General features: G+C 42.3%; 23 protein-coding genes and 1 other annotated feature. Of the genes, 1 reads left to right on the forward strand and 22 read right to left on the reverse strand.

The window, feature by feature from the left end; genetic code table 11:
• From dnaG to ybeY, 22 genes are all read right to left on the reverse strand, one after another.
• Positions 1 to 1,376, reverse strand: a 1,376-nt coding sequence (gene dnaG / locus HMPREF0849_RS00815) for a DNA primase (protein WP_033605334.1), incomplete at its 3' end; no start/stop codon positions are given.
• A gap of 196 nt (positions 1,377 to 1,572) precedes the next feature.
• On the reverse strand, positions 1,573 to 2,331 hold the full coding sequence (locus HMPREF0849_RS00820) for an ABC transporter ATP-binding protein (RefSeq protein WP_000125417.1): 759 nt from the start codon (positions 2,329 to 2,331) through the stop codon (positions 1,573 to 1,575).
• Entirely contained in the window at positions 2,328 to 3,194 is an 867-nt protein-coding gene (locus HMPREF0849_RS00825; protein ID WP_000637248.1) for an ABC transporter permease, read from the reverse strand. Before HMPREF0849_RS00825 ends, HMPREF0849_RS00820 begins: the two co-directional genes overlap by 4 nt.
• A gap of 65 nt (positions 3,195 to 3,259) precedes the next feature.
• The gene (gene trpX, locus HMPREF0849_RS00830; RefSeq protein WP_000792183.1) at positions 3,260 to 4,255 is read right to left on the reverse strand and encodes a tryptophan ABC transporter substrate-binding protein; all 996 of its coding nucleotides are present in this window, start codon (positions 4,253 to 4,255) and stop codon (positions 3,260 to 3,262) included.
• A 117-nt stretch (positions 4,256 to 4,372) separates the two neighbouring features.
• Positions 4,373 to 4,588, reverse strand: a binding site (T-box leader).
• Between the two features lie 96 nt (positions 4,589 to 4,684).
• Positions 4,685 to 7,381, reverse strand: a complete 2,697-nt coding sequence (gene ppc / locus HMPREF0849_RS00835) for a phosphoenolpyruvate carboxylase (RefSeq protein ID WP_000058167.1) — start codon at positions 7,379 to 7,381, stop codon at positions 4,685 to 4,687.
• 23 nt (positions 7,382 to 7,404) lie between these two features.
• Complete coding sequence (gene ftsW, locus HMPREF0849_RS00840) at positions 7,405 to 8,628, reverse strand: cell division peptidoglycan polymerase FtsW (protein ID WP_000703343.1); 1,224 nt, start codon at positions 8,626 to 8,628, stop codon at positions 7,405 to 7,407.
• A gap of 187 nt (positions 8,629 to 8,815) precedes the next feature.
• Entirely contained in the window at positions 8,816 to 9,757 is a 942-nt protein-coding gene (gene prsA, locus HMPREF0849_RS00845; protein ID WP_000728080.1) for a peptidylprolyl isomerase PrsA, read from the reverse strand.
• A gap of 67 nt (positions 9,758 to 9,824) precedes the next feature.
• Positions 9,825 to 10,538, reverse strand: a complete 714-nt coding sequence (locus HMPREF0849_RS00850) for an O-methyltransferase (protein ID WP_000230412.1) — start codon at positions 10,536 to 10,538, stop codon at positions 9,825 to 9,827.
• A 1-nt stretch (position 10,539) separates the two neighbouring features.
• Positions 10,540 to 12,342 carry an oligoendopeptidase F gene (pepF, locus tag HMPREF0849_RS00855; protein WP_000244100.1) on the reverse strand — a complete coding sequence of 601 codons (1,803 nt, stop codon included), beginning with the start codon at positions 12,340 to 12,342 and terminating at the stop codon, positions 10,540 to 10,542.
• Positions 12,343 to 12,360: 18 nt separating this feature from the next.
• Positions 12,361 to 13,317 (reverse strand): competence protein CoiA, encoded by a 957-nt coding sequence (locus tag HMPREF0849_RS00860; RefSeq protein WP_000495875.1) that lies wholly within the window; start codon positions 13,315 to 13,317, stop codon positions 12,361 to 12,363.
• 76 nt (positions 13,318 to 13,393) lie between these two features.
• On the reverse strand, positions 13,394 to 14,542 hold the full coding sequence (locus HMPREF0849_RS00865; RefSeq protein ID WP_000202641.1) for a hypothetical protein: 1,149 nt from the start codon (positions 14,540 to 14,542) through the stop codon (positions 13,394 to 13,396).
• A 177-nt stretch (positions 14,543 to 14,719) separates the two neighbouring features.
• Positions 14,720 to 15,580: an SAM-dependent methyltransferase TehB gene (gene tehB / locus HMPREF0849_RS00870; RefSeq protein WP_000413064.1), complete on the reverse strand. Its 861-nt coding sequence runs from the start codon at positions 15,578 to 15,580 to the stop codon at positions 14,720 to 14,722.
• A gap of 14 nt (positions 15,581 to 15,594) precedes the next feature.
• A complete protein-coding gene (gene smpB / locus HMPREF0849_RS00875; RefSeq protein WP_001051742.1) occupies positions 15,595 to 16,062 on the reverse strand; it encodes an SsrA-binding protein SmpB in 468 nt (155 codons plus the stop codon).
• A complete protein-coding gene (rnr, locus tag HMPREF0849_RS00880; protein WP_000653278.1) occupies positions 16,025 to 18,379 on the reverse strand; it encodes a ribonuclease R in 2,355 nt (784 codons plus the stop codon). The genes smpB and rnr overlap by 38 nt, the downstream gene beginning before the upstream one ends.
• Before the next feature lie 93 nt (positions 18,380 to 18,472).
• Positions 18,473 to 18,706 carry a preprotein translocase subunit SecG gene (secG, locus tag HMPREF0849_RS00885; protein WP_000282517.1) on the reverse strand — a complete coding sequence of 78 codons (234 nt, stop codon included), beginning with the start codon at positions 18,704 to 18,706 and terminating at the stop codon, positions 18,473 to 18,475.
• Positions 18,707 to 18,745: 39 nt separating this feature from the next.
• Positions 18,746 to 18,895 carry a 50S ribosomal protein L33 gene (rpmG, locus tag HMPREF0849_RS00890; protein WP_007519517.1) on the reverse strand — a complete coding sequence of 50 codons (150 nt, stop codon included), beginning with the start codon at positions 18,893 to 18,895 and terminating at the stop codon, positions 18,746 to 18,748.
• Positions 18,895 to 20,094, reverse strand: a complete 1,200-nt coding sequence (locus HMPREF0849_RS00895; protein ID WP_001156297.1) for a multidrug efflux MFS transporter — start codon at positions 20,092 to 20,094, stop codon at positions 18,895 to 18,897. The genes rpmG and HMPREF0849_RS00895 overlap by 1 nt, the downstream gene beginning before the upstream one ends.
• Positions 20,081 to 20,686 (reverse strand): dephospho-CoA kinase, encoded by a 606-nt coding sequence (coaE, locus tag HMPREF0849_RS00900; protein ID WP_000516168.1) that lies wholly within the window; start codon positions 20,684 to 20,686, stop codon positions 20,081 to 20,083. The genes HMPREF0849_RS00895 and coaE overlap by 14 nt, the downstream gene beginning before the upstream one ends.
• A complete protein-coding gene (mutM, locus tag HMPREF0849_RS00905) occupies positions 20,686 to 21,510 on the reverse strand; it encodes a DNA-formamidopyrimidine glycosylase (protein WP_001114633.1) in 825 nt (274 codons plus the stop codon). The genes coaE and mutM overlap by 1 nt, the downstream gene beginning before the upstream one ends.
• A 48-nt stretch (positions 21,511 to 21,558) precedes the next feature.
• On the reverse strand, positions 21,559 to 22,458 hold the full coding sequence (era, locus tag HMPREF0849_RS00910; protein ID WP_000143274.1) for a GTPase Era: 900 nt from the start codon (positions 22,456 to 22,458) through the stop codon (positions 21,559 to 21,561).
• A gap of 16 nt (positions 22,459 to 22,474) precedes the next feature.
• Positions 22,475 to 22,870 (reverse strand): diacylglycerol kinase family protein, encoded by a 396-nt coding sequence (locus tag HMPREF0849_RS00915; protein WP_000378186.1) that lies wholly within the window; start codon positions 22,868 to 22,870, stop codon positions 22,475 to 22,477.
• Entirely contained in the window at positions 22,851 to 23,348 is a 498-nt protein-coding gene (gene ybeY, locus HMPREF0849_RS00920; protein WP_000275170.1) for an rRNA maturation RNase YbeY, read from the reverse strand. The genes HMPREF0849_RS00915 and ybeY overlap by 20 nt, the downstream gene beginning before the upstream one ends.
• 104 nt (positions 23,349 to 23,452) lie before the next feature.
• Between ybeY and HMPREF0849_RS00925 the strand changes: the two genes are divergently transcribed.
• Positions 23,453 to 24,614, forward strand: a 1,162-nt coding sequence (locus tag HMPREF0849_RS00925; RefSeq protein ID WP_033605335.1) for an NFACT family protein, incomplete at its 3' end; no start/stop codon positions are given.

Consider the following 24,614-nt stretch of genomic DNA (forward strand, 5'->3'; position numbering starts at 1 on the left):
GCTCTCATGACTGCTGTCAGTTGCCGCGTTACAGGCAAACTAATCGCTGCTGGAGGTTGCTCCTCTTTAACTCTTTCCTGCCTCTGAACAATGCGACTTTCATTTACTATCTGCTCCACCTGTTGGTAATCAAAAGAAGGTAGATTATCCGCCAGAATGTGGATATAAGAATTCTGGGCAGTGATAGACTTTTCTTTGGCGATTAGGGGCGCAATCTTTTCAATGAATTCGATTTGCGCCTGTAAGTTATCACTATTTTCAGGCTTTAGCTGGTGAATATAGAACTCTATAGGACTAATCCGAGTCTTGGTTAAAAGGTAAGCCAGGTCTTCAGCAGAATTCTTTTGCAAATACTCATCTGGGTCCATGGCATCAGGTACTCGGACAACCTCAACTGAGAAGTCTTTTAACTCCTCTAGAGCCTTGGCTGTTGCTGCCTGCCCTGCCTTGTCACCATCATAGCTGAGAACTATCTTTTTGGTAAAGCGTTTGAGGTGATCAACATGCTCCTTGCTTAAGGCTGTTCCCATGGAAGCTACAGCATTTTCTATACCAGCACGGTAGGCCGCGATCACATCCATGAAGCCTTCCATCAGATAGAGCTCTGTAATCTTACCTGTTCCCTTTTTTGCCTTGTCCAAATGATACAATTCGTAACTCTTGTTAAAAATTGCAGTCGAGCGACTATTTTTATATTTGGCAGTCTGACTATCCGTTTCTTGCCAGATACGACCTGAAAAGGCAATGACCTGTCCCTTGTCATTGGTCAAAGGAAAGATGATCCGTCCAAAGAAAGTATCATAAAATTGATTACCATCTGACAGATAAAACAAGCCCGAATCCAATAAATCCTTTTCCTCAAACTTGTCAGCTAAACGTTGATAGAGATAAGTTCTCTCTGCTGGAGCTAGTCCAATCTGGAAGTGCTTCAGAACATCATCTGTCAATCCGCGTTTGTAGAGATAAGCCCTTGCTTCTTCTCCCATCTTTGTCGTCATGAGGATGGCATGGTAAAAACGGGCAGCTTCTTCATGCATATCGTATAGAGCTTGATGAGGGGAAGTTTGTTGGGGACGAGACTGTACCGGCGTAGCTAGTTGAATACCGACGCGCTCTCCTAAGAGCTGAACGGCTTCCATGAAGGACACACCTTGGTATTCTTCGATAAACTTAAAGACATCTCCTGAACGACCACAGCCAAAACAGTGATAAAACTGCTTGTCTTCCACAACGTTGAAAGAAGGGGTCTTTTCACCATGAAAAGGACAGAGCCCTAAATAGTTCCGTCCAGCCTTTTGTAAAGAAATCACATCACCTATGACTTCCACAATGTTGGCATTGTTTTTGATTTCTTCAATGACTTTCTTGTCAACCATACACAATACCTCCATCTTATCATAGTTTCACGTAAACTAGTATAGCTCATTTCTGAAAAAAAGTAAACCATTTCATACGCTTTCCGTAATTCTCTTTGCCTTATTTTTCTAGATAGAAAGAGGTGATAAAAAACTCAGAAACACTTCCATGTTTCTAAGTTAATTTTCACTATTTTTTGATGGTTACTTCACTCATCTATTCAAATAATTGATAGTAGTCTGAAATTTTCATCTTAGCTTTTTCTTCTTTATTGAGGTCTTGGATGATGCGACCTTCCTTCATGACAATCAGACGGTTTCCATACTTCAGTGCATCTTCCATATGGTGGGTAATCATCAAGGCTGTTAGATGATCTTTGCTGACAAAGTCATCTGTTAATTCCATCAATGCCACACTTGTTTTTGGGTCAAGGGCTGCTGTGTGTTCATCCAACAAGAGCAACTCTGGTCGTTTCAAAGTTGCCATCAAGAGACTCAAGGCCTGACGTTGTCCACCTGAAAGAAACTCAATAGGAGTGTCCAGATGTTTTTCAAGACCATTTCCAACCTTTTCAATGGTAGTCTGGAACTCTTCCCTATGGCTTGAAAGCCTTCTAGGCAGGAGTCCTCTCTTCTCACCACGAAACTTGGCAATCAAGAGATTTTCCGCCACTGTCATACGGGGAGCCGTACCCATCTTAGGATCCTGAAAGACGCGAGACAAGTACTTAGCCCGCTTTTCAGGTGAAAAATTCGTCACGTCCTCGCCCATGATACGGATATTTCCACTTGTTAAAGGTAAGGTACCTGCAATCGTGTTAAAAAGCGTTGACTTCCCTGCTCCATTTCCCCCTAGGATGGTAATGAAATCATGTTCGAAAATTTCAAGAGAAACATCATTCAGAATGATTTTTTCCTCATCAAAGCCATTCGTGATGACTTTGGTAGCATTTTTTAATTCTACAATTGCTGTCATTTGCTAAACTTGACTCCTTTCAGGTATTTGTTTTTGAAGGTTGGAATCATGAGGCAAACTGCCAAAATCAAGGCGCTGTACAAACGAAGATAACTTGTATTAAACCCAAGAGCAATCACTCCCCAAACAAGGAACTGATAAGCAATAGACCCTACAACGATGGTCATGAGTCGCTCTGCCAGGGTCAAACTCTTGAACAAAACCTCACCAATAATCAAGCTAGCAAGCCCTACGACAATCACGCCAATTCCTCTAGAAACATCCGCGTATCCTTCTTGTTGAGCAATTAAGGCCCCTGCAAGCGCGATAATCCCATTTGAGAGAACCAAACCCATGAGTTCCATACGTCCCGTATTGATACCAAAGCTACGAGCCATATCAGGATTATCACCAGTAGCGATGTAGGCCTGACCTAGTTTGGTATCAAGGAAAAAGAGCATGAGACCAATTACAAGAGCTACAAAGATTAATCCAGTCAGGAGTTGGTTAAGGTCTGAATCGAAAGGCAAGAAATCCTGAATTTGCTTGGTTCCAAGAAGCCCCAGATTGGCACGCCCCATAATCATGAGCATGATGGAATGGCAGGAAGTCATGACTAAAATCCCTGATAAGAGAGTTGGGATTTTTCCTTTGGTATATAAGAGACCTGTCGCCATTCCAGCTAGACAGCCCGCTCCTACTGCAGCTAAGGTCGCTAAAAACGGATTGACTCCCTGTGTTATCAAGGTTACAGCTACTGCTCCCCCAAGAGGAAAAGAACCTTCAGTAGTCATATCAGGGAAATTCAAAATTCGAAAAGTCATAAAGATTCCCAAACCTAAAATCGCCCAGACCATCCCCTGAGAAATAATGGATACTATCATAATCTTTCACTCATTTCTTTCTTTAGTAAAAATGGGAGGAGATGTGTCCAGCTCCTCCTTTATCTTTATTCAATCACTTGTCCTGCTTCTTTTAGAACGGACTCAGGAATGGTGATACCAAGTTCCTGCGCTAGTTTTTTGTTAATCACTGACTTACCAGTTGAAAAGACATTAACTGGCGTATCAGCTGGTTTTTCACCTTTCAAAACTTTGGCAATCATTTTACCAGTAGCCACTCCAAGATCGTGTTGGTCAACTACTACAGATGCTAATCCACCTGCTTCTACCATGGCAGTAGCACTTGGGTAGATTGGCTTTTTAGCTGTTTGGTTGCTTGAAACAACTGTTGAGAATGCTGATGCAATGGTGTTGTCAATTGGAACCCAAATCGCATCGACCTTACTTGTCATGACATTAACTGTTGAAGCAATTTCATTTGTTGATGGAACAGCAAATGTTTCGACTGTCAAACCTGCTTTTTCAGCATAAGCCTTGAATTCTTCTACCTGTGTTTTTGAGTTATCTTCGCTACTTGAGTAAAGAGCGCCGATTGTTTTGACATTTGGTGTCAAAGTTTTAATCAATTCCACTTGCTGTTCAGCTGGGTTATGATCTGACACCCCTGTAATGTTGCCACCTGGTTTTTTCAAATCTTTGACTAAGTTAGCACCGATTGGGTCTGTAATAGCCGCCATGATAACTGGTAGGTCTTTTGTAGCACTAGCGAGTCCTTGAGCCGCTGGTGTCGCGATCCCAACAACAACATCGTTTCCATTTGCCACCAATTGTTTACTCATGGTTGCAACCTTGCTCTGATCGCCTTCAGAGTTCATAAAGTCGATTTTTACTTGGTCGTCCTTATAGCCTTCTTCAGCTAGTCCATCTTGAATCCCTTGGTAAATCAAGTCCAAGGATGGGTGACTAACAAATTGAAGGACACCAACCTTAGCAACCTTTTGCTCTTCTTTAGCTGCTGGCTTGTTCATAGATGAATAAATCAAGCTAGCCACCACCAATACTGCTAATCCAGCGACAATTCCAATCAAACGTTTATTTTTCATATTCTTTCTCCTTAATTCTTTTACCTTAACTTGTTAAATCACATCATCAAGCGATGCCATCGTTTAAATTCCAATATCTTTCCTCCCTATAGAAAAAGTCCTCACACAAAAAACTTGTGTGAGGACGTCGATGCGCGGTGCCACCTCAATTATAGGGAATATCCCTATCGCTCTTTCTCGCAATAACGAGTTGCACTATAAGGTGTGCTCACCGAATTTTTATGATTTCAAATTCTTAAGTACATTCAGCCCAATTTCATCAATTTCATCTATCTGCTTTCACCAACCACAGACTCTCTAAAAAATGAGCAAGATTACTTTCTGAATGTTTAAATTATATCATTTTTCAACTACTTGTCAAGCTTATTTTTAGAATTTTTTAAACAATTCAAAAACTTCCCCTTGAAAAAAGAGGAAGTTTGTAGAATATCAGCCTGAATTACGCAAACCAGTTGCAATTCCGTTGATAGTTGTATGGATCAGTTTTTCTTCGTCTGCCGACAATTCTCCGCGACGTTGACGTTTGATCAACTCCAACTGGATGTAGTTAAGGATATTAAAGTAAGGCATACGATAGTTTAGACTGTCTTTTAGGTAAGAGTTTTCTGCCAAGAGTTCGTCATAACCTTCGATAGCTAAAATAACGTCCTTAGTCAACTGCCATTCATCTAAAATAGTGTAGTAGATAGCTTGTACTTCTTCGTCTTCACAGAGCTTGGCATATTCAAAAGCAATATTCATATTAGACTTAGACAAGACCATGTCCACATTGGAAAGCAAAGATTGGAAGAAAGGCCAGTTTTGGTACATATCACGAAGGAACTCGATATTCTTTGGATCTTGATCTATAAACTCTTTAAAGCTGGATCCTACTCCATACCATCCAGGAAACATGACACGGCTTTGTGACCATGAGAAGACCCAAGGAATGGCACGCAAACCACCAATTTCAGTGATGGTCTTACGAGCTGCTGGACGCGAACCGATATTGAAGCTTGAAATAGCTTTGATTGGACTTGATTCAAAGAAATAGTCATAGAAATGTTCATTTCCAAAGACCAAATCACGGTAGATATCATAACTACGGTCCACTACTTGATCCATGATAGCTTCGTAACGATTTGACGTATTGATATCACTCTTCTTCTTGGTAATCATGCGGTTAATGGCTGCAGAAACCAACATTTCAAGGTTATAATAAGCAGCGTCTTTGTTTCCGTATTTATTTCCAATGACTTCTCCTTGCTCAGTCAGACGGATACGGTCCTTAATAGACTTGAGCGGTTGAGATGTGATGGCTTCATAAGTTGGTCCACCACCACGACCCACAGTACCACCACGACCGTGGAAGAAAGTGACCTTAACGCCAAATTCATCACCGATAGCAGTTAGTTGTTGTTGCGCCTTGTAGAGAGTCCAACATGAGGACAGGTAACCACCATCCTTGTTACTATCAGAGTAGCCAAGCATGATTTCTTGGTAGTTGTCTTTTGAAGCAATCCATTTTTTAGCCAAAGGAAGAGAGAAATATCTTCTCATGGTTTCTTCCGAATGGTCTAAGTCCTCAATAGTTTCAAAGAGGGGAACAATCTGAACTCGTGCTTTTTGGGAATCAACCAAGCCTACTTCCTTGAGCATGATTGCTAGCTCTAGCATATCTGATACACTGGTTGCATGTGAGATAATGGTTTGACGAATGACATTTTCACCCAGTTTATCCTTCAACTTGCGGGCAGCTTTAAAGATAGACAGTTCCTTCTCAAGAAGTTCTGACTTTTCAGCATGAGTGGCTGAGAGGATACGAGGATCTTCTTCCAACTCTTTTAAGAGAAGGCTACATTTTTCGTCTTCAGACAGATCGCTATAGTGATCGTTGATACCAGCTGATGCTAACAATTCAGCCACACAGGCTTCGTGAACGCTAGAATCCTGGCGCATGTCAATAGAGGCAAGGTAGAAGCCAAAGATTTCGACAGCTTGCATCAACTCGACAAATTCTCCAGAAATCAGGTATTCCCCTTTGTTTTCAAGGAGAGAGTCCCGAATGGCCAACAAATCTTGATAAAATTCATCTGCAGTGGCATATCTAGGCTGAAGTTCCTTGTCTTCAATGAGATAAGCCTTAGTTGCCTGCATCTTAGCTTGAATGTCAAAAAGAGCACGACGATAGAGTTCTTTTTCACGGTAAATGGAGTTATCTTGTGACTTCAGCGCCATCTCACGAACCTTGTCGCTGACATTCACGATGCTGGTTGACAGTGAAAATTCACGATAAAGATTATAAATCTTTTCATCATAGTAGTTCATGATGACTTCACACTGAGTCAAGGCTGATTTATTGAGGGTTTCCGCTGTTACGAAAGGATTTCCATCACGGTCTCCTCCGATCCACATCCCCATGGTAATCGGTTTTGGATGTTGGAGATCGATACCTTGTTCTTTTGCCATTTTTTTATACTCAGCTGTCAAACGTGGAACAGCATTCAGGAAAGAACTTTGGTAGTACTCCATCACGTTGGTGATTTCGTTGGTTACTTTCAATTTCTTCTCACGAATCATGTCCGTTTGCATGATAATTTCAATGTAACGACGGAGATCTGTGTGCCATTTTTCTTTATTAATCAAGCCGAGTTTGACATCACGGTACTTGCGCAAGAGCGTATGGATATGGTTGGTCAAATCCAGCATACTCTTGCGTTGTACTTGCGTTGGATGGGCGGTCAAGACAGGAACGACATTTAACTTTTCTAAAATTTCGGCTGCATTTTCTTTTTCAGCTACCATCTTAATCGTTGTAGATAGTTTTCCTAGATAGTCTTGGTCCACATTGTTTTGGTGATTGATTTCATAGGCCAAATCCACATCCTCAGAGATATTAATCAAAAGTGGAAGGATAGAGAAATAGCGTGAAATGTAAATCATTTCTTCATTCGAAAGACTGGTCACTAGGTCATTGAGCCCTTGATAATTCTCGCTAGTTGATAATTCCTTCAACTGGATAATCTTTTCAAAGGTTTCTGGCGCCAGCATATTTTTTGTGATATCTTCTAATAGCTCAGTCAGAATCAAGACTTCTTCTTGGACGACTGCTTTATTACTATAGTTTTCTAATTTTTGAAGAGACATATACTTTCCTTTCCATACAATCCTTACAGACTTTCATCGGTTTGATTCTCGTATTCTCTGATAAGCTTGGCACGTTTTTCACTGGCATCAATGTTCAGTACAAGCGCGATGGCTACGGATAATACCAGTAGACTGTTCCCACCTTGTGAAAGGAAGGGGAAGGTTACCCCTGTAGAAGGAATCAACCCTGAAATCCCACCGATATTGACAAAGACCTGAACAAGGATCATCCCTCCGACACCAATAGCAACCATGGAGTTAAAGGGATCCTTTGCTCGAATACCAACCAAGATGATTCGCAAAATCAAGAAGAAGAGTAAAGCCAAAATCATACTAGCTCCTACGAATCCAAACTCCTCGATGACAATCGAAAAGACAAAATCCGTATGGGCTTCTGGCAGATAACCACGCTTCTCGATAGAATTCCCCAGTCCCAGTCCAAACCAGCCACCATTTACCATTGCATAGTAGGAATTTGCGAGCTGGTGTCCTGCACCTGCCAAGTCATTAAAGGGATTAAAGAAGGCACTAAAACGTTTAGCAACGTAACCAAATACAGGAATTTGAGAGAACTTTTCAACCCCAACAAAGCGAATGACAGACAAGACTAACATTGAGCTCCCTGCCAAGAGAGCCAAAATGGTCGAGAACCAACGATAGGCGATCCCACTAACCGTATACATGATGAGCGCCACCAAGACCAAGATGGTCGCATTTCCCAAGTCTGGGAAAATTCCCAAGCTACCAATCAGAACTAGCAGAACAAAACGCCAGTCGTTAAAAGCTCGAGGTAGCCACTGATTCTGTGTCAAAACCTGGAAGTCATAAACCGCAATCTCATCTTGTTGTTTTGAAAATCGATGTGCCAGGTACCAGATGATGATAATCTTAAGGTACTCTGCAGGCTGAATCGTTACAGGTCCTACAGAAATCCATCCGTATGCTCCATTGACAGGTGTCCCGACCAGTCGCGCCAGAGCTAAAAGAACCATCTCCACAATCATTACGATAAAGATGAGACGCCCATTTCTTAGGAAACCTAATTTTAATTTATAGATTAAGGCAATCAAAATCAAACTAGCTATCCAGAAGATCCCCTGGTTACGCACCAATTGAAAGGCGCTTTTCCCTTCTTCGATCAAGGTTGCACTCGTTGTCGAGTACACCACAATCAGTCCCAAAATCGATAAAAGGAAATAAGGAATCAAAATGGAATAGTTTAGTAGGTGCCTTTTACTAATTTTCATATTTCACCACTCTAATAGGAACAGACGCTTCTGTTCCCAATTCCGTTTTATTTTCTAGTTTTGATTGCTATTATACCACTTTTTCAGAAAGAAAAAAACTCTTATCCTTTAATCCTTCGAATTTTACTCATTTTCTAGTATCAGGTATAAAAAAACAAATCTCTTTTGAGATTTGTTTTTTGCTTACTTAGTTAGATGAAGAACTGCTGCTTGAGCTTGAGTCACCACCACCGATGTATTGGGTGAAGATGTTTTGGAAGGCTTGGTCTTTAACCTTGATGTTTGCTGCTTGCAATTCTTTACCAATTACTCCTTGAACAAAAGCTGAATCATTTTGTTTTTGAGTCAAGATGATAGTCTTCAATTTTTCTTTGTAATCCTCTATATTAGAAGATTTTTCTGTTTTCTTCGTTACTTTGATGATGTAGAACTGACTGCTATAGGCTTGTGTTCCAGTAGCTGTAATCACATCAGAAACCCCGTTCACATCCAAGGCAAAGGCTGCTTTCTTGACTTGTTCTGGAAGTTCTGTTGAAGCAGAGTCAAAAGTGATTTCTCCACCATTTTCTTTTGTTTTATCGTCATTAGAGTTGTCTTTTGCCAACTGAGCAAAATCTGCACCTTCTGCTTTAGCTTTCTCAAGTACTTCTTTTGCCTTGTCTTCATTATCCAAACGGATGATTTGAGCTGTTACATCTGGTGTGTAAGACTCAAAAGCTTTTTGGTAGGCTTCGTCTGTCAACTCACTCTCAGCAGCCTTTTTAACTGCTAATTCAACCAATTTGCTAGTGCGGATTTGAGCTTTACGAGTCTCAGGTGTCATACCTGCACGTTGAAGCACGCTGTTGTAGCTATCGCCGTATTTCTTTTGTTCTTCAGCAACAGCATCATCCACATCTTTATCCGTTACTTCTGATCCATATTGTTGTTCAAATACTTTTTGGATGGTCATATTGAGCAAGACTTGTTGTGCAGTTGGATTGTTCTTTACTTCTTCAAAGAATTGATGCTCTGTAATCACATCGCCCTTCATGCTGATCAAATCTTTTCCTTCAGAACTGTTTGAACAAGCTGCAAGTGTTGCTACTGATAAAAGTGTGATGGCTCCTGCCATAAGTTTTTTCTTCATTTTTACTCCTTTTACGGTAAGTGTTACCTTATCTATTTTACTATAATTTCTTAAATTTTTCTGAAAATCATTCGCTCTCAGGAAGCTCTACTTCTGCTAGATTCTTTCGTAACATGAGAATGCCGTCTCCAAGCGGAACTAGAGTTGCTGTTAGACCTGGATTGTCCAACGTTGCGTCGAAAAGTCTTTGCAAACCACGGTAAATGGTGCGTTGACCTCGGCGGACTTCCATGATGTCCTTGGCAACATCTCCTCCTTGGAAAATATCATCCAAGACCACTACTCCACCAACTTCCAAGTGCTTGAGGATTTCAGGCAGAAAGACGATGTACTTGGACTTGGCCGAATCCATAAAGACAAAGTCATAAGTTTCTGTCAAACTGGATAAAACATCGACTGCATCTCCCTCTAAAAGAGTGATTTGCTGACGACTGTCAAACTGGGCAAAGTTTTCCTTGGCAAAGCCTATCATTTCTGGATTACGATCAATCGTTGTAATCTTGGCATCTGGCGCATGTTCCGCCATCAGGAGGGCAGAAAAGCCAATTGCCGTTCCAATCTCCAAAATGTTCTTAGGTTGCATAGTTTCCATAAGAAAACGGAAGTAGGCAACTGTTTCATGGGGAATGATGGGAATGTTCTCCTTGCGAGCAAAGGTCTCCAATTCTTTCAAAGAACCTGTCACCTGCTTTTGACGCTGCCGCATGAGTTCTACGATTTCTTCTTTAACGACGGGACGTCGCATATTGTGATTGGCATTTTTACTATAAGACTCTACCATCTTAAGCTAGTCCCAATTTTTCAACAAGAGCTTCAAACTCGTTCAAGCGACGTTCAAAGACTGCAAAGGCATCGTTAAGATAGTCTTCCTTCTCCATATCAACACCAGCTTTTCTCATGACATTGAGCGGATAGTCAGACTTACCTGCCTTGAGGTAGTCGATATAGCGGTCACGGTCTTCTTGACTACCGTGGACAATCTTCTCAGCCAAGGCTGAAGCAGCTGCAAAACCAGTTGAATACTGATAAACATAGTAGTTATAGTAGAAATGTGGAATGCGTGCCCACTCGTATTGGATCTGAGGATTGTCTTCCTTGCTGAGTCCATAGTAATCTTGGTTCAAGTCAGCGTAGAGTTTATTGAGGAAATCACTTGTCAAGACTTCTCCATTTTGGTCTGCTTGGTGGATGGCATGTTCAAACTCAGCGAATTGAGTTTGACGGAAGACTGTTCCACGGAAACCATCTAGGAAGTTATTGAGAATAGCAAAGCGCGTTGCATCGTCTTCAACTTCTTCCAACAATTTCTCTGTCAAGATATTTTCGTTGGTCGTTGAGGCAATCTCAGCCAAGAAGATAGAGTAATCTCCGTAAACATAAGGTTGGGTTTCACGAGTATAGCTGGAGTGCATACTGTGACCTGTTTCATGGACAAGGGTAAAGAGATTGTCTAGATTGTCCTGCCAGTTGAGAAGCATAAAGGCATTGGTATCGTAAGAACCACCAGAGTAGGCACCAGAACGCTTGCCTTGGTTTTCATAGACATCAATCCAACGCTCACTGAAGGCACGTTTAACACGGCTCAAGTAGTCGTCACCTAAAACTGCCAAAGCTTCTTCTGCCTTTTTCAAGGCTTCTTCGTAGGTAAAGCTATAATCTACTGACGAAAGCGGTGTGTAGACATCATACATCTTGAGATCTGAAATCCCCAAGATTTTAGAACGCAGGTTAAGGTATCGATGCAAGAGTGGCAAATGTTTGCGAACTGCTGCTACTAGATTTTCATAGACACTTTCTGGAACAAAATTTGCTGCGAGGGCTGCATGGCGAGCACTCTTATAGTTGCGAACTTTGGCACGGTAGTTTTGCACCTTAACATTTGTCTGCAAAGTCTTAGCATAAGTGTGTTGGAATTGCTCGTAAGTCGCATAGAGGGCTTCATAGGCACCACGACGCACTTCACGGTTTTTAGACTCCATCAAACGGATGTAAGTACCGTGTGAGAGTTGCACTTCCTTGCCTTCGTCATCAAGCACGTATGGGAAGCTAATATCCGCATTGTCCAAAATAGCGAAGGTTTCACTAGCAGAACCAAAGATTTCTCCTGCTCCAGCAAGCAATTCTTCCTCACGTTGCGAAAGGACATGGTCTTTCTTTTGCAAGAGCTTGTCAAAAAAGTGCTTGTAAACTTGGAGTTTTGGTTGAGCTTCTAGGAAGGCCGCATACTGCTCTTGGCTAATCTCCATAAACTCAGGTTCATAGAATGAAAAGGCTTGTTCTAACTGACTGTATAGGGTCATTGCCTTAGCATAGTACTCTTGATACTTGGCTTCACGCGTGTCCTGGTCATTTTTCATATGCGCATAGACATAAAGCTTTTCAACTTGGCGTTCCAAGTCGAGTGAGAATTCTGTGATCTCAAGCAAACTGTCTGCGCTGTCCAAAAGATGTCCCTCATACTGAGATGCTGTTTGTACTTTTTCAGTTAAATCTTTCAAGGCTTCTTCCCAAGCCTGGTCTGTTGGGTAGATTGTCGAAAGATCCCATGTATCTTTTTCATTTATTTCATGTCGTTGTAATACCATAAGATTCCTCCATCCTTTCTATTTTACCACATTTTTTGAGAAATATAAGTGATAAAAGGCTGGTGGATAGAGCTTTTGGCGATTATTTTTCGGATTTTTTTGATAGTAAGCCTGAAAATTTCTATAATAGCTAGCCAAATCCGTTTCAATCTGCAAAAAATCACCTGACTCTATCGGTCTGACCTGGGGATACCAGTCGTCCAGTTGATGGTTTAATAGATTGTCTCCTTGATAATAAGCTTCCTCCTGCTTCTTCATCCAGTAAGGCGTTTGGTAGTACAACTGCTGGCGAATGTAGTGACAGATAGTGGAATCTTGCACAACTGCAAAACGAGGCAGTTTTTGTTTTTGATAAGGAAATCGTAGAATTTCCAAGAGATTTCCTTGGCCATAGGGAAATTCCTTGACCTGAAAATGAAGCTTGCCACGTAGGTCCTGATGCAGAAGATATTTGAGTCTCAAAACTTGCTTTTTGAAATCTAGTTCCCAAACAAAGAATCCCATATTTTGACTAAAATAGAGAAATCCCCTTTGCAATTGTGTAAGTCGCTCTTTTAACCAGAGTTTTTCTCCCAGTAGCCAGATAACTTGGTATCCCTGACTGCGGTAGCCTCGACTTCTATCGCCTAAAAGCTTTTGAGACAAGGAACTGCACTGAACCTCCAGAGCTAGTTTCTCATTGACGAGAACATCTGCTATCTGCTGAATCTCGGGCAGACTATATTCTAAGGCGACTTGATTGTCCTTCTTGACCCAATGATAAAGGGCCTCTTTATTTCCCAAGTGTTCTGGACTTTCATTCTCGAAAATAGCCATACAATCTCTTAAAGATTCATGGGCAAAATGCGACCGAATACTCTGTCCTTGGCGCAATCGTAGTCCGCCTCCACAGGCTGGACAAGTATAAGCTTGCTTGGTCACATCTTTTTCGAGAGCGTTTATCAAATTTCCCTTGGCATCTCTGGCTACAAACATGGGCTACCTCCTTTTCTCATTTATTCGAAAAAGAAGTAAAAAAGGCTGGAATTCCAGCCTTTCTTAATATTATTTCTTATCTTTTTTGTCTCTTAGAATATTTTTTTAGCATGGGAATGAGATTGGAAATCTGCTCACTTCTAATGACCAGCACGCCGTATTCTTGGCAGCGATTGGCATAAGCTGGATTGATTTTCCCCGTACAGACAATTAACTTGAGGCAACTCTCTCCAGCAAAATGATTGGCGTAGACTTCTAGTTCGTTGATGGCTTCAACTGATAAATCTGTCATTTTGCAGGAGATGAAGGTAATCGAGCGGCCCTTTCTCAGAATGACATCAATCTCATTTTGGACATTATCCGCCTCTGGAAAGATGCCATTCCAATCAATCTCACCACCTATCATGCACTCATCAAACAGCTGAGATTCAAGCGCCAAGAGATAGAGATATACCTCTAAAATATGCCCCTTGTTGCGACAAAAGACCTGAGCTTCTTGACTTGGAAAACTGTAAGCTACTCGTTTTTTGTCCTCACTTTCAATACAAAGCATCCCCGCTTTCACAAGTAAGGGGACAAGGGATTCTGGATAGTGATAATACTTGCCGTTGTTTTCCAGGATCTTTTCGGTTTCAGCATGCAGGTCATTGGTCTTAGCTAGAGAGAAAAATTGGGTCACTTGATACCAGTGGGCAGGATTGGCAATGGCAGAGCTGGCTAGCTTTTTGATGGCTGCAATTTGCTGAGCTGAGTGGATAGGGCGTTTTGATTTGAGCATTTTTCCACCACGCAAGGCTATCAACTGTTGGATGCTTAGGGTTGGAATGTCCATGTCTTCTTTTTCTAACTGACCGGCTACCCACTTGTATTGTTTTCCCCGCTCGACATCCATGGCAACGATGGGGAGCTGCCGATCCAAGCCGTATTGATAGAGGGATAAGGCTAGTAGCGAATCCCCACCAAAAACATCAAGAAGAACCTGGTCATAGCCTGCTAGACAATAATCCAACTGGTTTGCTAGTTGTTCTAAGGATAACTGACGAAAGGTCACTCGTTGGATATGAGGTACCTCTTCCATGATAAACTGACGGAGAGAGAGCTTCTCTTCATTGCTTATTTTCGTCAAAGATAGAAAAAGAATCTCGTCACAATCACTGATAAAGGCTTGGTAGACATTCTTTTCCAATACATGCCGATCATACAATTCCACCAAAAGACTCGTCATTCGACCACCTCCATCATAAAGACTTTCTTGCGCTGAGAGTATCAACAATACAGCCCTACTGCTCAGATTTCCTACTTCTAGTATAGCATAAAATCCTGCTCGTCCCAATCAACCAACGCAAACAAAAACGAATAGAAACCTTGCAAAGTGATTTCTATTCGCTAGTATAGGTTTGATTTACTTGACTTTTTTGGCTAACATAGTCGCAAAGCGTAGTTGAATGCGATTGCCATTTTCATCACGACGGTGCAGATGTCCTGGGTTTTCATTATACTTGACCAATTCCCAATCCTTGTAGTAGTCCGCCAACTCCCCTTCTTTAAAGGTGAATGGGAAGTTCACTGAGCAAGGATAATCCTCTGTATCCATGGCACAGACGATAATGTTATAGCCACCGACCGTAGTGTGCTCCTGCATATTTTGGATAATAGCTGGAATGCGGTCCGCTTGTAGGAACATCAGAACAACTGTCGATACGATGAAATCATAGGCTTGGCTAATGCTGGCTGAATTGATATCGTATAGTCCGACAGGCATGTCTAGATCCTCTTGCTCTACGATGCTTTGCAAGATTTCAAGGGACAATTCATTTTGATCCACAGCTGTCACATCAAAACCATTCTGTGCGAGAAAGAGAGAGTTACGCCCCTGACCACAACCCAAATCCAAGGCTCTTCCTGGTTTCACCGTCTGCATAGCCTCTAGGACCTCTGAATGGACTGGATTGGTCTGGTATTTCTTAGGGAAATAATCCTCAGGTTTACAATAAAATTCCAAGTACCATTCTACATCATCAGTGGCAGCCTCTACTCGATGCCAGGCTTGCGGTTGAGCCATGGGATTGCCAGCTCCTGCCTCAAAGAGGTGCTCAGCTAGAACCTCACCATCTTCTGTCAACTCAATAAACTTGAGTGCCCCCTTTAAGACAGTAATTTTTCCCCAAGTGCCGACCTTGGTATTGTGCTTTTGCTGAACTGCTTCAGGCATGGTCTGTTTATTCCACAAGGGCATCCGTTTATAGGCAATTAATTTTTCCATTTTACTTCCTCTTCTTAACGCTGGTTGACAGCTTTCATCACACGCGCGATGTCGCGGTTTTGTTCACGACGCTTGATTGACTCCCGTTTGTCATAGTCATGTTTCCCTTTAGCAAGTCCTAAAAGGAGTTTAGCATAACCATCTTTGATATAGACTTTAAGGGGAACAAGGGTCATTCCTGTCCCTTTGGTCTCTTGTTCCAATTTTTGAATTTGCTTCTTATGGAGCAGAAGTTTGCGACGTCGTTCTGGTTCCTGGTTCCAGATATTGCCCTCTTCGTAAGGGGCGATATGGACATTGCTCAGCCAGACTTCCCCATTTTTTACTTGGGCAAAGCCGTCCTTGAGATTGATTCGAGCTGCTCGAACGCTCTTGATTTCAGTTCCGGTTAGGACCATTCCTGCCTCTAGCGTATCTACGATTGTATAGTCGTGGTGCGCCTTTTTATTTTGTGCGACGACCTTTCCCTCGCCCTTTGCCATGCTTGGCTCCTTTCTTAGCTACTTCCTTGTAAAAAGGTTTCTTGCCTTTTTTCTTTTTATCTTTTTGTGAATGCTTGTGCTTATCATTTGAGCGCCCTGATTTTCTCTTGTCTTCCTTCTTATCCGAACGACGACTTGAGCCACGACCCCTGTCTCTGCGACCAGCTTGTTTCAAGCCCTTTTCGATGACATCAAACTCACTTGGAATATAAGAGAAATCAATCTCTCCTGTCATCTTATCGGCTCTTTCTACACGAATACGAATTTGCTGTCCCACACGGAAGGTTGTTCCTGATTTCTCCCCACGAAGAGTCAAATCACGTTCATTAAAATGATAAAATTCAGGCAAATTGGTAATGTGAATCAATCCTTCGACTGTATTTGGCAATTCAACAAAGAGACCGAATTTGACGATGCTTGATACAACTGCGTCGTACTCTTCACCAACGTATTCTTCCATGTACTCAGCCTTTTTCATGGCTTCGACTTCACGCTCGGCCTCGATGGCACGACGCTCACGATTGGAAGACTGGGTTGCAATCTCTGGAATCACTTGTTCAAAATGCTCGGCTATTTCCTTGGAACGACCATAGTCCCGAATCATGCGGTGGACAAGGAGATCTGGATAACGGCGAATAGGACTGGTGAAGTGAGTATAATAGTCTGCAGCAAGGCCATAGTGACCGTGATTGTGCTCAGAATAGCGAGCCTGTTGCATAGAACGGAGAAGCATCATGGACAATACATCCGCATAGGGTTCTCCCTCAACAGCACGCATGATGTCTTGAAGCGCCTCCTGGCTAATCTCACTGGCAGTCCCATAAATCCGCAAACCAAAGCTTGAAGCATAGTCAATAAACTTCTGAACTTTTTCAGCCTTGGGCTCCTCGTGGATTCGATAGATGAAAGGTAGGTCCAGCTTGCTAAAGTGCTCGGCAACTGTTTCATTGGCAATCAACATGAAGGACTCGATCATCCGCTCAGCAACACCACGCTGACGAAGAACGATATCAACAGGCTTACCTTTTTTATCCACTAGAATCTTTGCTTCGCTGGTATCAAAGTTAAGGGCACCACGCTTCTCACGCATGCTTTCTAGCCTTTCATGGAGCTTGGCCATGAGTTCGATACTTGGAACAATTTTCTTAAACTCTTGTCTCTTTTCCTCGTCGCCAGCCAGGATGTCATTGACAGCGCTATAGGTCATACGGAAGCTAGTCTTAATGACCGTTTGGGTAATGGTGTAATTAACCACACGACCATGTTTATCAATTTCCATAATAGCAGACTGGGTCAAGCGATCTACTTGAGGATTGAGAGAGCAAATGCCGTTTGACAAACGCTCTGGAAGCATTGGTACCACACGGTCTGTCACGTAGACAGAAGTCGCGCGGTTAAGGGCTTCCTTGTCCAGGGCAGAACCCTCAGTCACGTAGTAGGAAACATCCGCGATGTGAACTCCGAGTTCGATATTGCCATTCTTTAAAGGCTTGATGTGTACTGCGTCGTCCAAGTCCTTGGCATCCGCACCGTCAATAGTAAAGGTAAGCTCATCTCTTAAATCAAGACGCCCTTCCATATCCTTTTGAGACGGAGCTTCTGGTACACTTTCTGCCTCCTTGAGAACAGCTTCTGGAAATTCTGAAACAATATCCATGGATTCCAAGACTTCAAGAACGTCAATCCCAGCATCAGTAGAATGTCCTACTACATCAAGTACAGATGCTACAAAGAAATCGTGTTTTCTACTTGGGTATTTATCGATAAAGACCTTGAGAACCTCTGTTCCTTCCAACTTGATAGCTGGTTTCTTCACATAAATCGGTTGGCTGATTTTCTGATTTTTTGAACGGATGTAGCCCGCATACTTGGGCTTTTCCTGATCCAAAACGATTTGCCCGACAACTGTCGTCAGGCTATGCTCTAGGATATCGATAATTTTTGCTTCTGCAGCAGTTCCCTTGTTACGGTCAGCGACTTTCTTAATCACGACCTCAACGGTATCACCATCAATGGCATAGTTGACATCGTTTTTTCCTACAAAAAGATCGTCCTCTTCGCCTTCCAGACTGACAAATCCAAAGCCATTTTTATGGGCATGAAAAATCCCTTTGAGGGTGATTTCATGTTTCTTCTTTTGGTCCAGACATAAACTACCATCATCTTCAAAACGAATCTGGTGCTTTCTTTCCATCAGAGACAGGGTTTTAATCAACTCACGGAAATCCTTGGACCCATCCTTTCCGAGAGCCTGAGCCAGGTCATTTACCGTCACTCGCCCCTTCTCTTGCAAATATTCTTTAATTTTATCTTTCATGTTTTCTTTCTAGATTTTTATATTTTTTTGATTGATAACTTTGTAAGTGTCGTTAAAAATAAAAATAGGCTAAGACCTAGTCTCGCCCATTTCTTATCTACTTGATAATACCGTCAATGCTAAGGCAATGGCTAGCCAGAAAAAGACTAAAATACCTGTCAAACGTTGCATCACAGCTTCAAAACCACGCGCTTTACTACGTTCAAACAAATCACCTGAGCTGGCATCAAATACATTGCTGGATTGGTTCTTAGTTGGTTGCATGAAAATCGCAATCACAATCACAACAGATAATACTAATAAAATGGTTAATAATAGGTTATACATATCAAACTCCTTAAAATCCCTATTATTTTACCATAAATTCTACTTAGATTCAAGATGTAAAGTTACTTTTCTTTCCTTTGGACAATATTTTAACACCTCAATCTTGTCTGGATGGGTTTTGGAGTTCTTACTGGTTAGATAATTCATGCTGCCACAAGAGGAGCACTTGAGATTGATTTTTACTCGCACTAGATTTCCTTTACTTTTAATAATGATCTAAATTGCACTAAGTTACATAAACAACTGAAAGCCACACAGGCTGCTGTCGCATAAAAGACAGCATGGTAGCCCAAATATCCTGCAACTGCGGATCCCGCCATAGGTCCAATCACTCCACCGAGGTAAAAAAAGACTTGGTTGAAGGCGAAAATCCTTGAAATACCTGATTTTGGAGTCAATTTGCTAAGAAGGGCATTAACCCCCGGTATGAGAGCTCCCGTTCCCAAACCAAAGAGAAAACGATACAAGCCAAGTTGAAGGGGGCTGGTTGCATGAGCACAAAGTATGTAAATGATGACGGAATAAATCTGCGCCACAACTAACAATCTATGATTCCCAACCTTATCGCCAAGTTTTCCTAGAATTCCAGCACTCATCATGCTAGAAAATCCCATGCTGGATACAATCAATCCTGATACAAAGAGGAGATTCTCAGTCTGCCCTAAGTCCCGCACATAGAGAGCTAGAATGGGGCCAATTGATTGAGCTGAAAATTGAATGACAAAGCTCGTCAAAAATAGGTTTACTAAGAGCCTAGGATACTTGAAAGCAGAAAATACTTCTTTCGTTGGGATAGCCTTCTCCTTAGCCACTGGATGAAAATCTTCCTTGATAAAGAAAATGGTTAGGATTGCAGCTAAAAATAAGAAAGCGCCTACCAATAAAAAAACATTACGAATGCCAAAAATTTCAGCAATAAAGCCTCCAACAAAGGGGCCCGTCAGTGTTCCCGCAACTACACCTGTAGATAGAGTCCCTAGAGCCGCTCCAGACTTATCTTTAGGTACCTGACTAGCAATCAAGGCCGTTGCATTGGGGACAAAACCAGTAAATACACCATTGAGCAAGCGCAGAAAGAGTAGCCAATAGATATTTGGCACGAAGGCCAAACCTCCCATAGTGATGGTCATGGCAAGACCTGCTCGAATCATCATGGGTTTTCGACCATATTTGTCAGCAAGAATACCCCAGATAGGAGAAACTAGAGCTGCTGAAACAGCCGAAACTGAGATGGCTAATCCAGCATAAAAAGCAACTTGGTCCCCTTCAATTCCCAACTGTTCTACAAAGATAGGCATGAAAGGAACGACCAAGGAAATGCTGGCGCCCGTTAGAAAACTACCGAACCAGGCGACACGAAGATTCTCTTTCCAACTAATCTCTTGCACAGCTATCGCCTCCTTCAAGTAACTTCACTACTTGAGTCACAAGCTGATCACGACTGCCATTGTTGTCTAGAACATGACTGGCCAAATCTTTCTTTTTCTCTAAAGACCATTGGGCGGCCAAACGCGACTCTGCTACTTCCTTAGAAAGTTGATTTCGTTTCATGAAACGTTCCACCTGAACATCTCGGTCCACATAGACCAGCCAAGTTTCATCAAACCAAGCACTGTAGTCCTGTTCAAAAAGTAGGGGAATATCCATGAAAAAAATCGCTTCTGTCTGAGCCAACTGGTCTCTCAGTGCAGCCAATTCCTCACGAATAATCTCTCCTTGGGTTTGTTTAGACCATTCTCGCTCCTCAGGATTTGAGAAGATGAGATTAGCCAGGAGAGGGCGATTGAGTTCTCCATTTTCAAGGATGATTTCCTGCCCAAAGTGGTGAACTAAGAGCTGATAAAGACGACCACCAGGTTTTTGTAGCTGGTGGACGACTGAGTCAGCATCGACCACTTGAAAGCCTTTCTCTCTTAGGAAATTTGTCACAGTTGACTTACCAGAAGCAATTCCTCCTGTGATTCCAATGATTTTCCCCATCAGTCCCTCCTTTGACACTGAGGACAAAAATGAGTTCCTCGTCCACCGAGTTGGAATTTCTCAATCACTGTCCCACAGCGCGAACATGCTTGTCCAGTCTTATCATAGACCTGATGGAAGTCCTGCATGGTTCCGTCTTCCCCAAAGGCATTGGTATAGGTCCGAATGGTGGAACCGCCCTTTTCGACTGCCTGTCCCAAAACAGCAATGGTCTGGTCATGGATGGCTAACGCTTCTTCTGCCGTCAAAGTCTGCGAAGGTCTTGCTGGATGGACCTGTGCTCGCCAGAGGACCTCATCCACATAGATATTGCCAAGACCAGCGACCAAGGTTTGGTCTAGGAGGTGGGATTTGATAGGCTTTTTAGACTTGGCTAGAGCAGCTTGGAAGGACTGCAAATCAAAGTCCTGCTCTATTGGCTCAGGTCCTAATTTTTTAGAAACAAAGTAGGCGTCCAATAGGTCGGGGGCAAGCAGTTCCATGGTACCAAACTTGCGCACGTCCTCATATACAAGAGTGCTTCCATCCTCAAAATGAATCAAAACATGGGCATGCTTGCGTTCAGGAACCTGATCCGGATAGTAAAAATACTTGCCCTCCATCCGCAAATGGGAAATCAAGACCTTGTCTTTCAGGTAAAAAAGCAAATATTTCCCACGGCGTCCTATTGACTCAATTACTCGACCAGGCACTTCCTTTCGAAACTCGTCCAAATCTGTCTTGATCATCTTAGGATAACGAACCTCTACACTCGAAATCTTCTTTCCCAAAATCAATTTTTCTAAGCCACGACGAACGGTTTCAACCTCAGGTAATTCAGGCATAAATCCTCCTTCTGTAAAAACAAGAAGCAGGCATGAGCCCACCTCTACTTAGTATTCTTTCTCATTATAGCCAAAGTCAGCCAAATCTAGCTTTTTATCACGCCAGTTCTTCTTGACCTTGACCCAAGTTTCTAGGAAAACCTTATCCCCTAGCATGAGTTCGATATCACGACGGGCCATGGTCCCAATTTTCTTGAGCATGGCGCCACCTTTTCCGATGATGATACCCTTTTGGCTATCACGCTCAACCATAATAGTAGCTCGGATATGAACCTTGTCGGTCTCTTCATCACGCTTCATAGAGTCAACTACTACAGCAACTGAGTGAGGGATCTCTTCACGAGTTAAATGAAGAACTTTCTCACGAATCATCTCTGAAACCAAGAAACGCTCAGGATGATCTGTGATTTGATCAGCTGGGAAATACTGGAAACCTTCCTCAAGATTTTCACTGAGAATGTCAATTAGACGAGAAACGTTATTTCCTTGAAGAGCTGAGATCGGAACAATTTCCTTAAAGTCCATCTGGTTACGGAAGTCATCAATCTGAGCCAAAAGCTGGTCTGGATGAACCTTGTCAATCTTATTCACCACCAGAATCACAGGAACCTTGGCAGCTTTCAGACGCTCGATAATCATATCGTCGCCCTTACCACGTGGCTCATCAGCTGGCACCATGAAGAGAACAGTATCCACTTCACGAAGGGTGCTGTAGGCAGATTCCACCATAAAATCACCAAGAGCCGTCTTAGGCTTGTGAATCCCCGGAGTGTCGATAAAGACGATTTGCTCCTTATCTGTGGTGTAAATCCCCATGATTTTATTGCGCGTTGTTTGCGCCTTATCACTCATGATAGCAATCTTTTGCCCCATGACGTGATTCAAAAAGGTTGACTTCCCAACATTGGGACGCCCTAAAATGGCTACAAAGCCTGATTTAAATGTCATAATTTCCTCTTACTGTTTAAAATAATAAATCCCAAATGCGTGGGAGAAAGATAAGTGCACCTGTCACTGCAGCAAAAAGAGAGACCACCAGCACGGCTCCTGCCGCCATGTCCTTGGCTTTCTTTGCCAACATAGAAAAGTGATAGTGACTGGCTAAATCCACCACATTTTCAATAGCAGAGTTAATAATCTCAAAGGCCACTACCAAGAAAATGCTCATTAGGAGAAAGAGCCATTCGATTCGTGACACCTGAAAAACAAAACCTGCAAGGATAACCACAAGGGCTGTCACTGCATGTTTTCGCATATTGCGTTCTTCCTTGATGGCAGTCAGAATTCCTGTAAGAGCAAATTCTAAACTAGATACCAGGTCACGATTTTTCCATTTTCGTTTATTGTCTTGTGAGTCCATAGGCTGTTAAAATTTCTTCTTGTAAACCGAACATCTCCGTTTCTTCTTCCGGAGTGTAGTGATCGTAGCCGTTGATATGTAAAAAGCCGTGTACTGCCAAGAAGCCCATCTCACGCTCAAAGCTGTGACCGTATTCCTTAGCCTGCTCATGCGCTTTATCGATAGAGATGAACAGTTCCCCAATGTAGGCATCAAACTCAGACATCATCTCTGCCAATTCAGGATTTTCAAGCAAATCCTCTTCGTCAAAGGCAATGTCCAACTCTGGCTTATACTCAAGGCTGATGACATCTGTCGGACGATCGGTATCACGGTACTCCAGATTGAGTTCGTGGCTACGCTCGTTGGTCACAAAAGTAACTGCCATCTCCTTGTCTTCTTTTCCTATTTTTTGGGCTGCAAATTCCAAAATTTCTTGGGTTTGTTGCAAGATTTCTTGTGAAACTTGACCAGTTTCATCTACCATTTCAATATACATGTACTTCTCGATTCTCTTTACTTGGCTTTATTATACCACATTTCCATGATTTTATTCTACCTTTTTGATATAATACTATGGAATACAATCACAAGGAGAGAACGATGTCATTTGACGGATTTTTTTTACACCACATGGTTGAGGAATTGCGAAGCGAGTTAGTCAATGGTCGCATCCAGAAAATCAATCAACCTTTTGAACAAGAGTTGATCTTGCAAATCCGCAGCAATCGCCAAAGCCATCGCCTGCTCCTTTCTGCCCATCCTGTTTTTGGACGCATCCAGCTGACCCAAACGACTTTTGAAAATCCAGCCCAACCTTCTACTTTTATCATGGTTTTGAGAAAGTATTTGCAGGGTGCCCTGATTGAGTCGATTGAGCAAGTCGAAAACGACCGTATCGTGGAAATTACCGTTTCCAATAAAAACGAGATTGGGGACCATATCCAGGCTACCTTGATTATCGAGATTATGGGCAAACACAGCAATATTCTACTAGTCGATAAAAGCAGCCATAAAATCCTCGAAGTTATCAAACACGTCGGCTTTTCACAAAATAGCTACCGCACCTTACTTCCAGGATCGACCTATATCGCTCCGCCAAGCACCGAATCTCTCAATCCTTTTACTGCCAAAGATGAAAAACTCTTTGAAATCTTGCAAACCCAAGAACTAACAGCCAAAAATCTTCAAAGTCTCTTTCAAGGTCTAGGACGAGATACGGCAAACGAATTGGAAAGACTCTTGGTTCGTGATAAACTTTCTACCTTCCGTAACTTTTTCAGTCAAAAAACCAAGCCATGCTTAACAGAGACTTCCTTCAGTCCAGTTCCTTTTGCGAATCGTGTAGGAGAGCCTTTTGCCAGTCTTTCGGATCTCTTAGATACCTATTATAAGGATAAGGCCGAGCGCGACCGCGTTAAACAGCAAGCCAGTGAACTCATTCGTCGTGTTGAAAATGAGCTTCAAAAAAATCACCATAAGCTTAAAAAACAAGAAAAAGAGTTACTAGCGACAGACAATGCTGAGGAATTTCGCCAAAAAGGAGAATTGTTGACAACCTTCCTCCACCAAGTTCCGAATGACCAAGATCAGGTTACCTTGGACAACTACTACACCAATCAACCTATCACCATTGCTCTTGATAAGGCCCTGACTCCCAGTCAGAATGCTCAACGCTATTTTAAGCGTTACCAGAAACTCAAAGAAGCTGTCAAATACCTTACTGATCTGATTGAGGAAACCAAGGCAACCATTCTTTATCTAG

The organism is Streptococcus sp. C300, from assembly GCF_000187645.1.
Lineage (GTDB): Bacteria > Bacillota > Bacilli > Lactobacillales > Streptococcaceae > Streptococcus > Streptococcus oralis_CQ.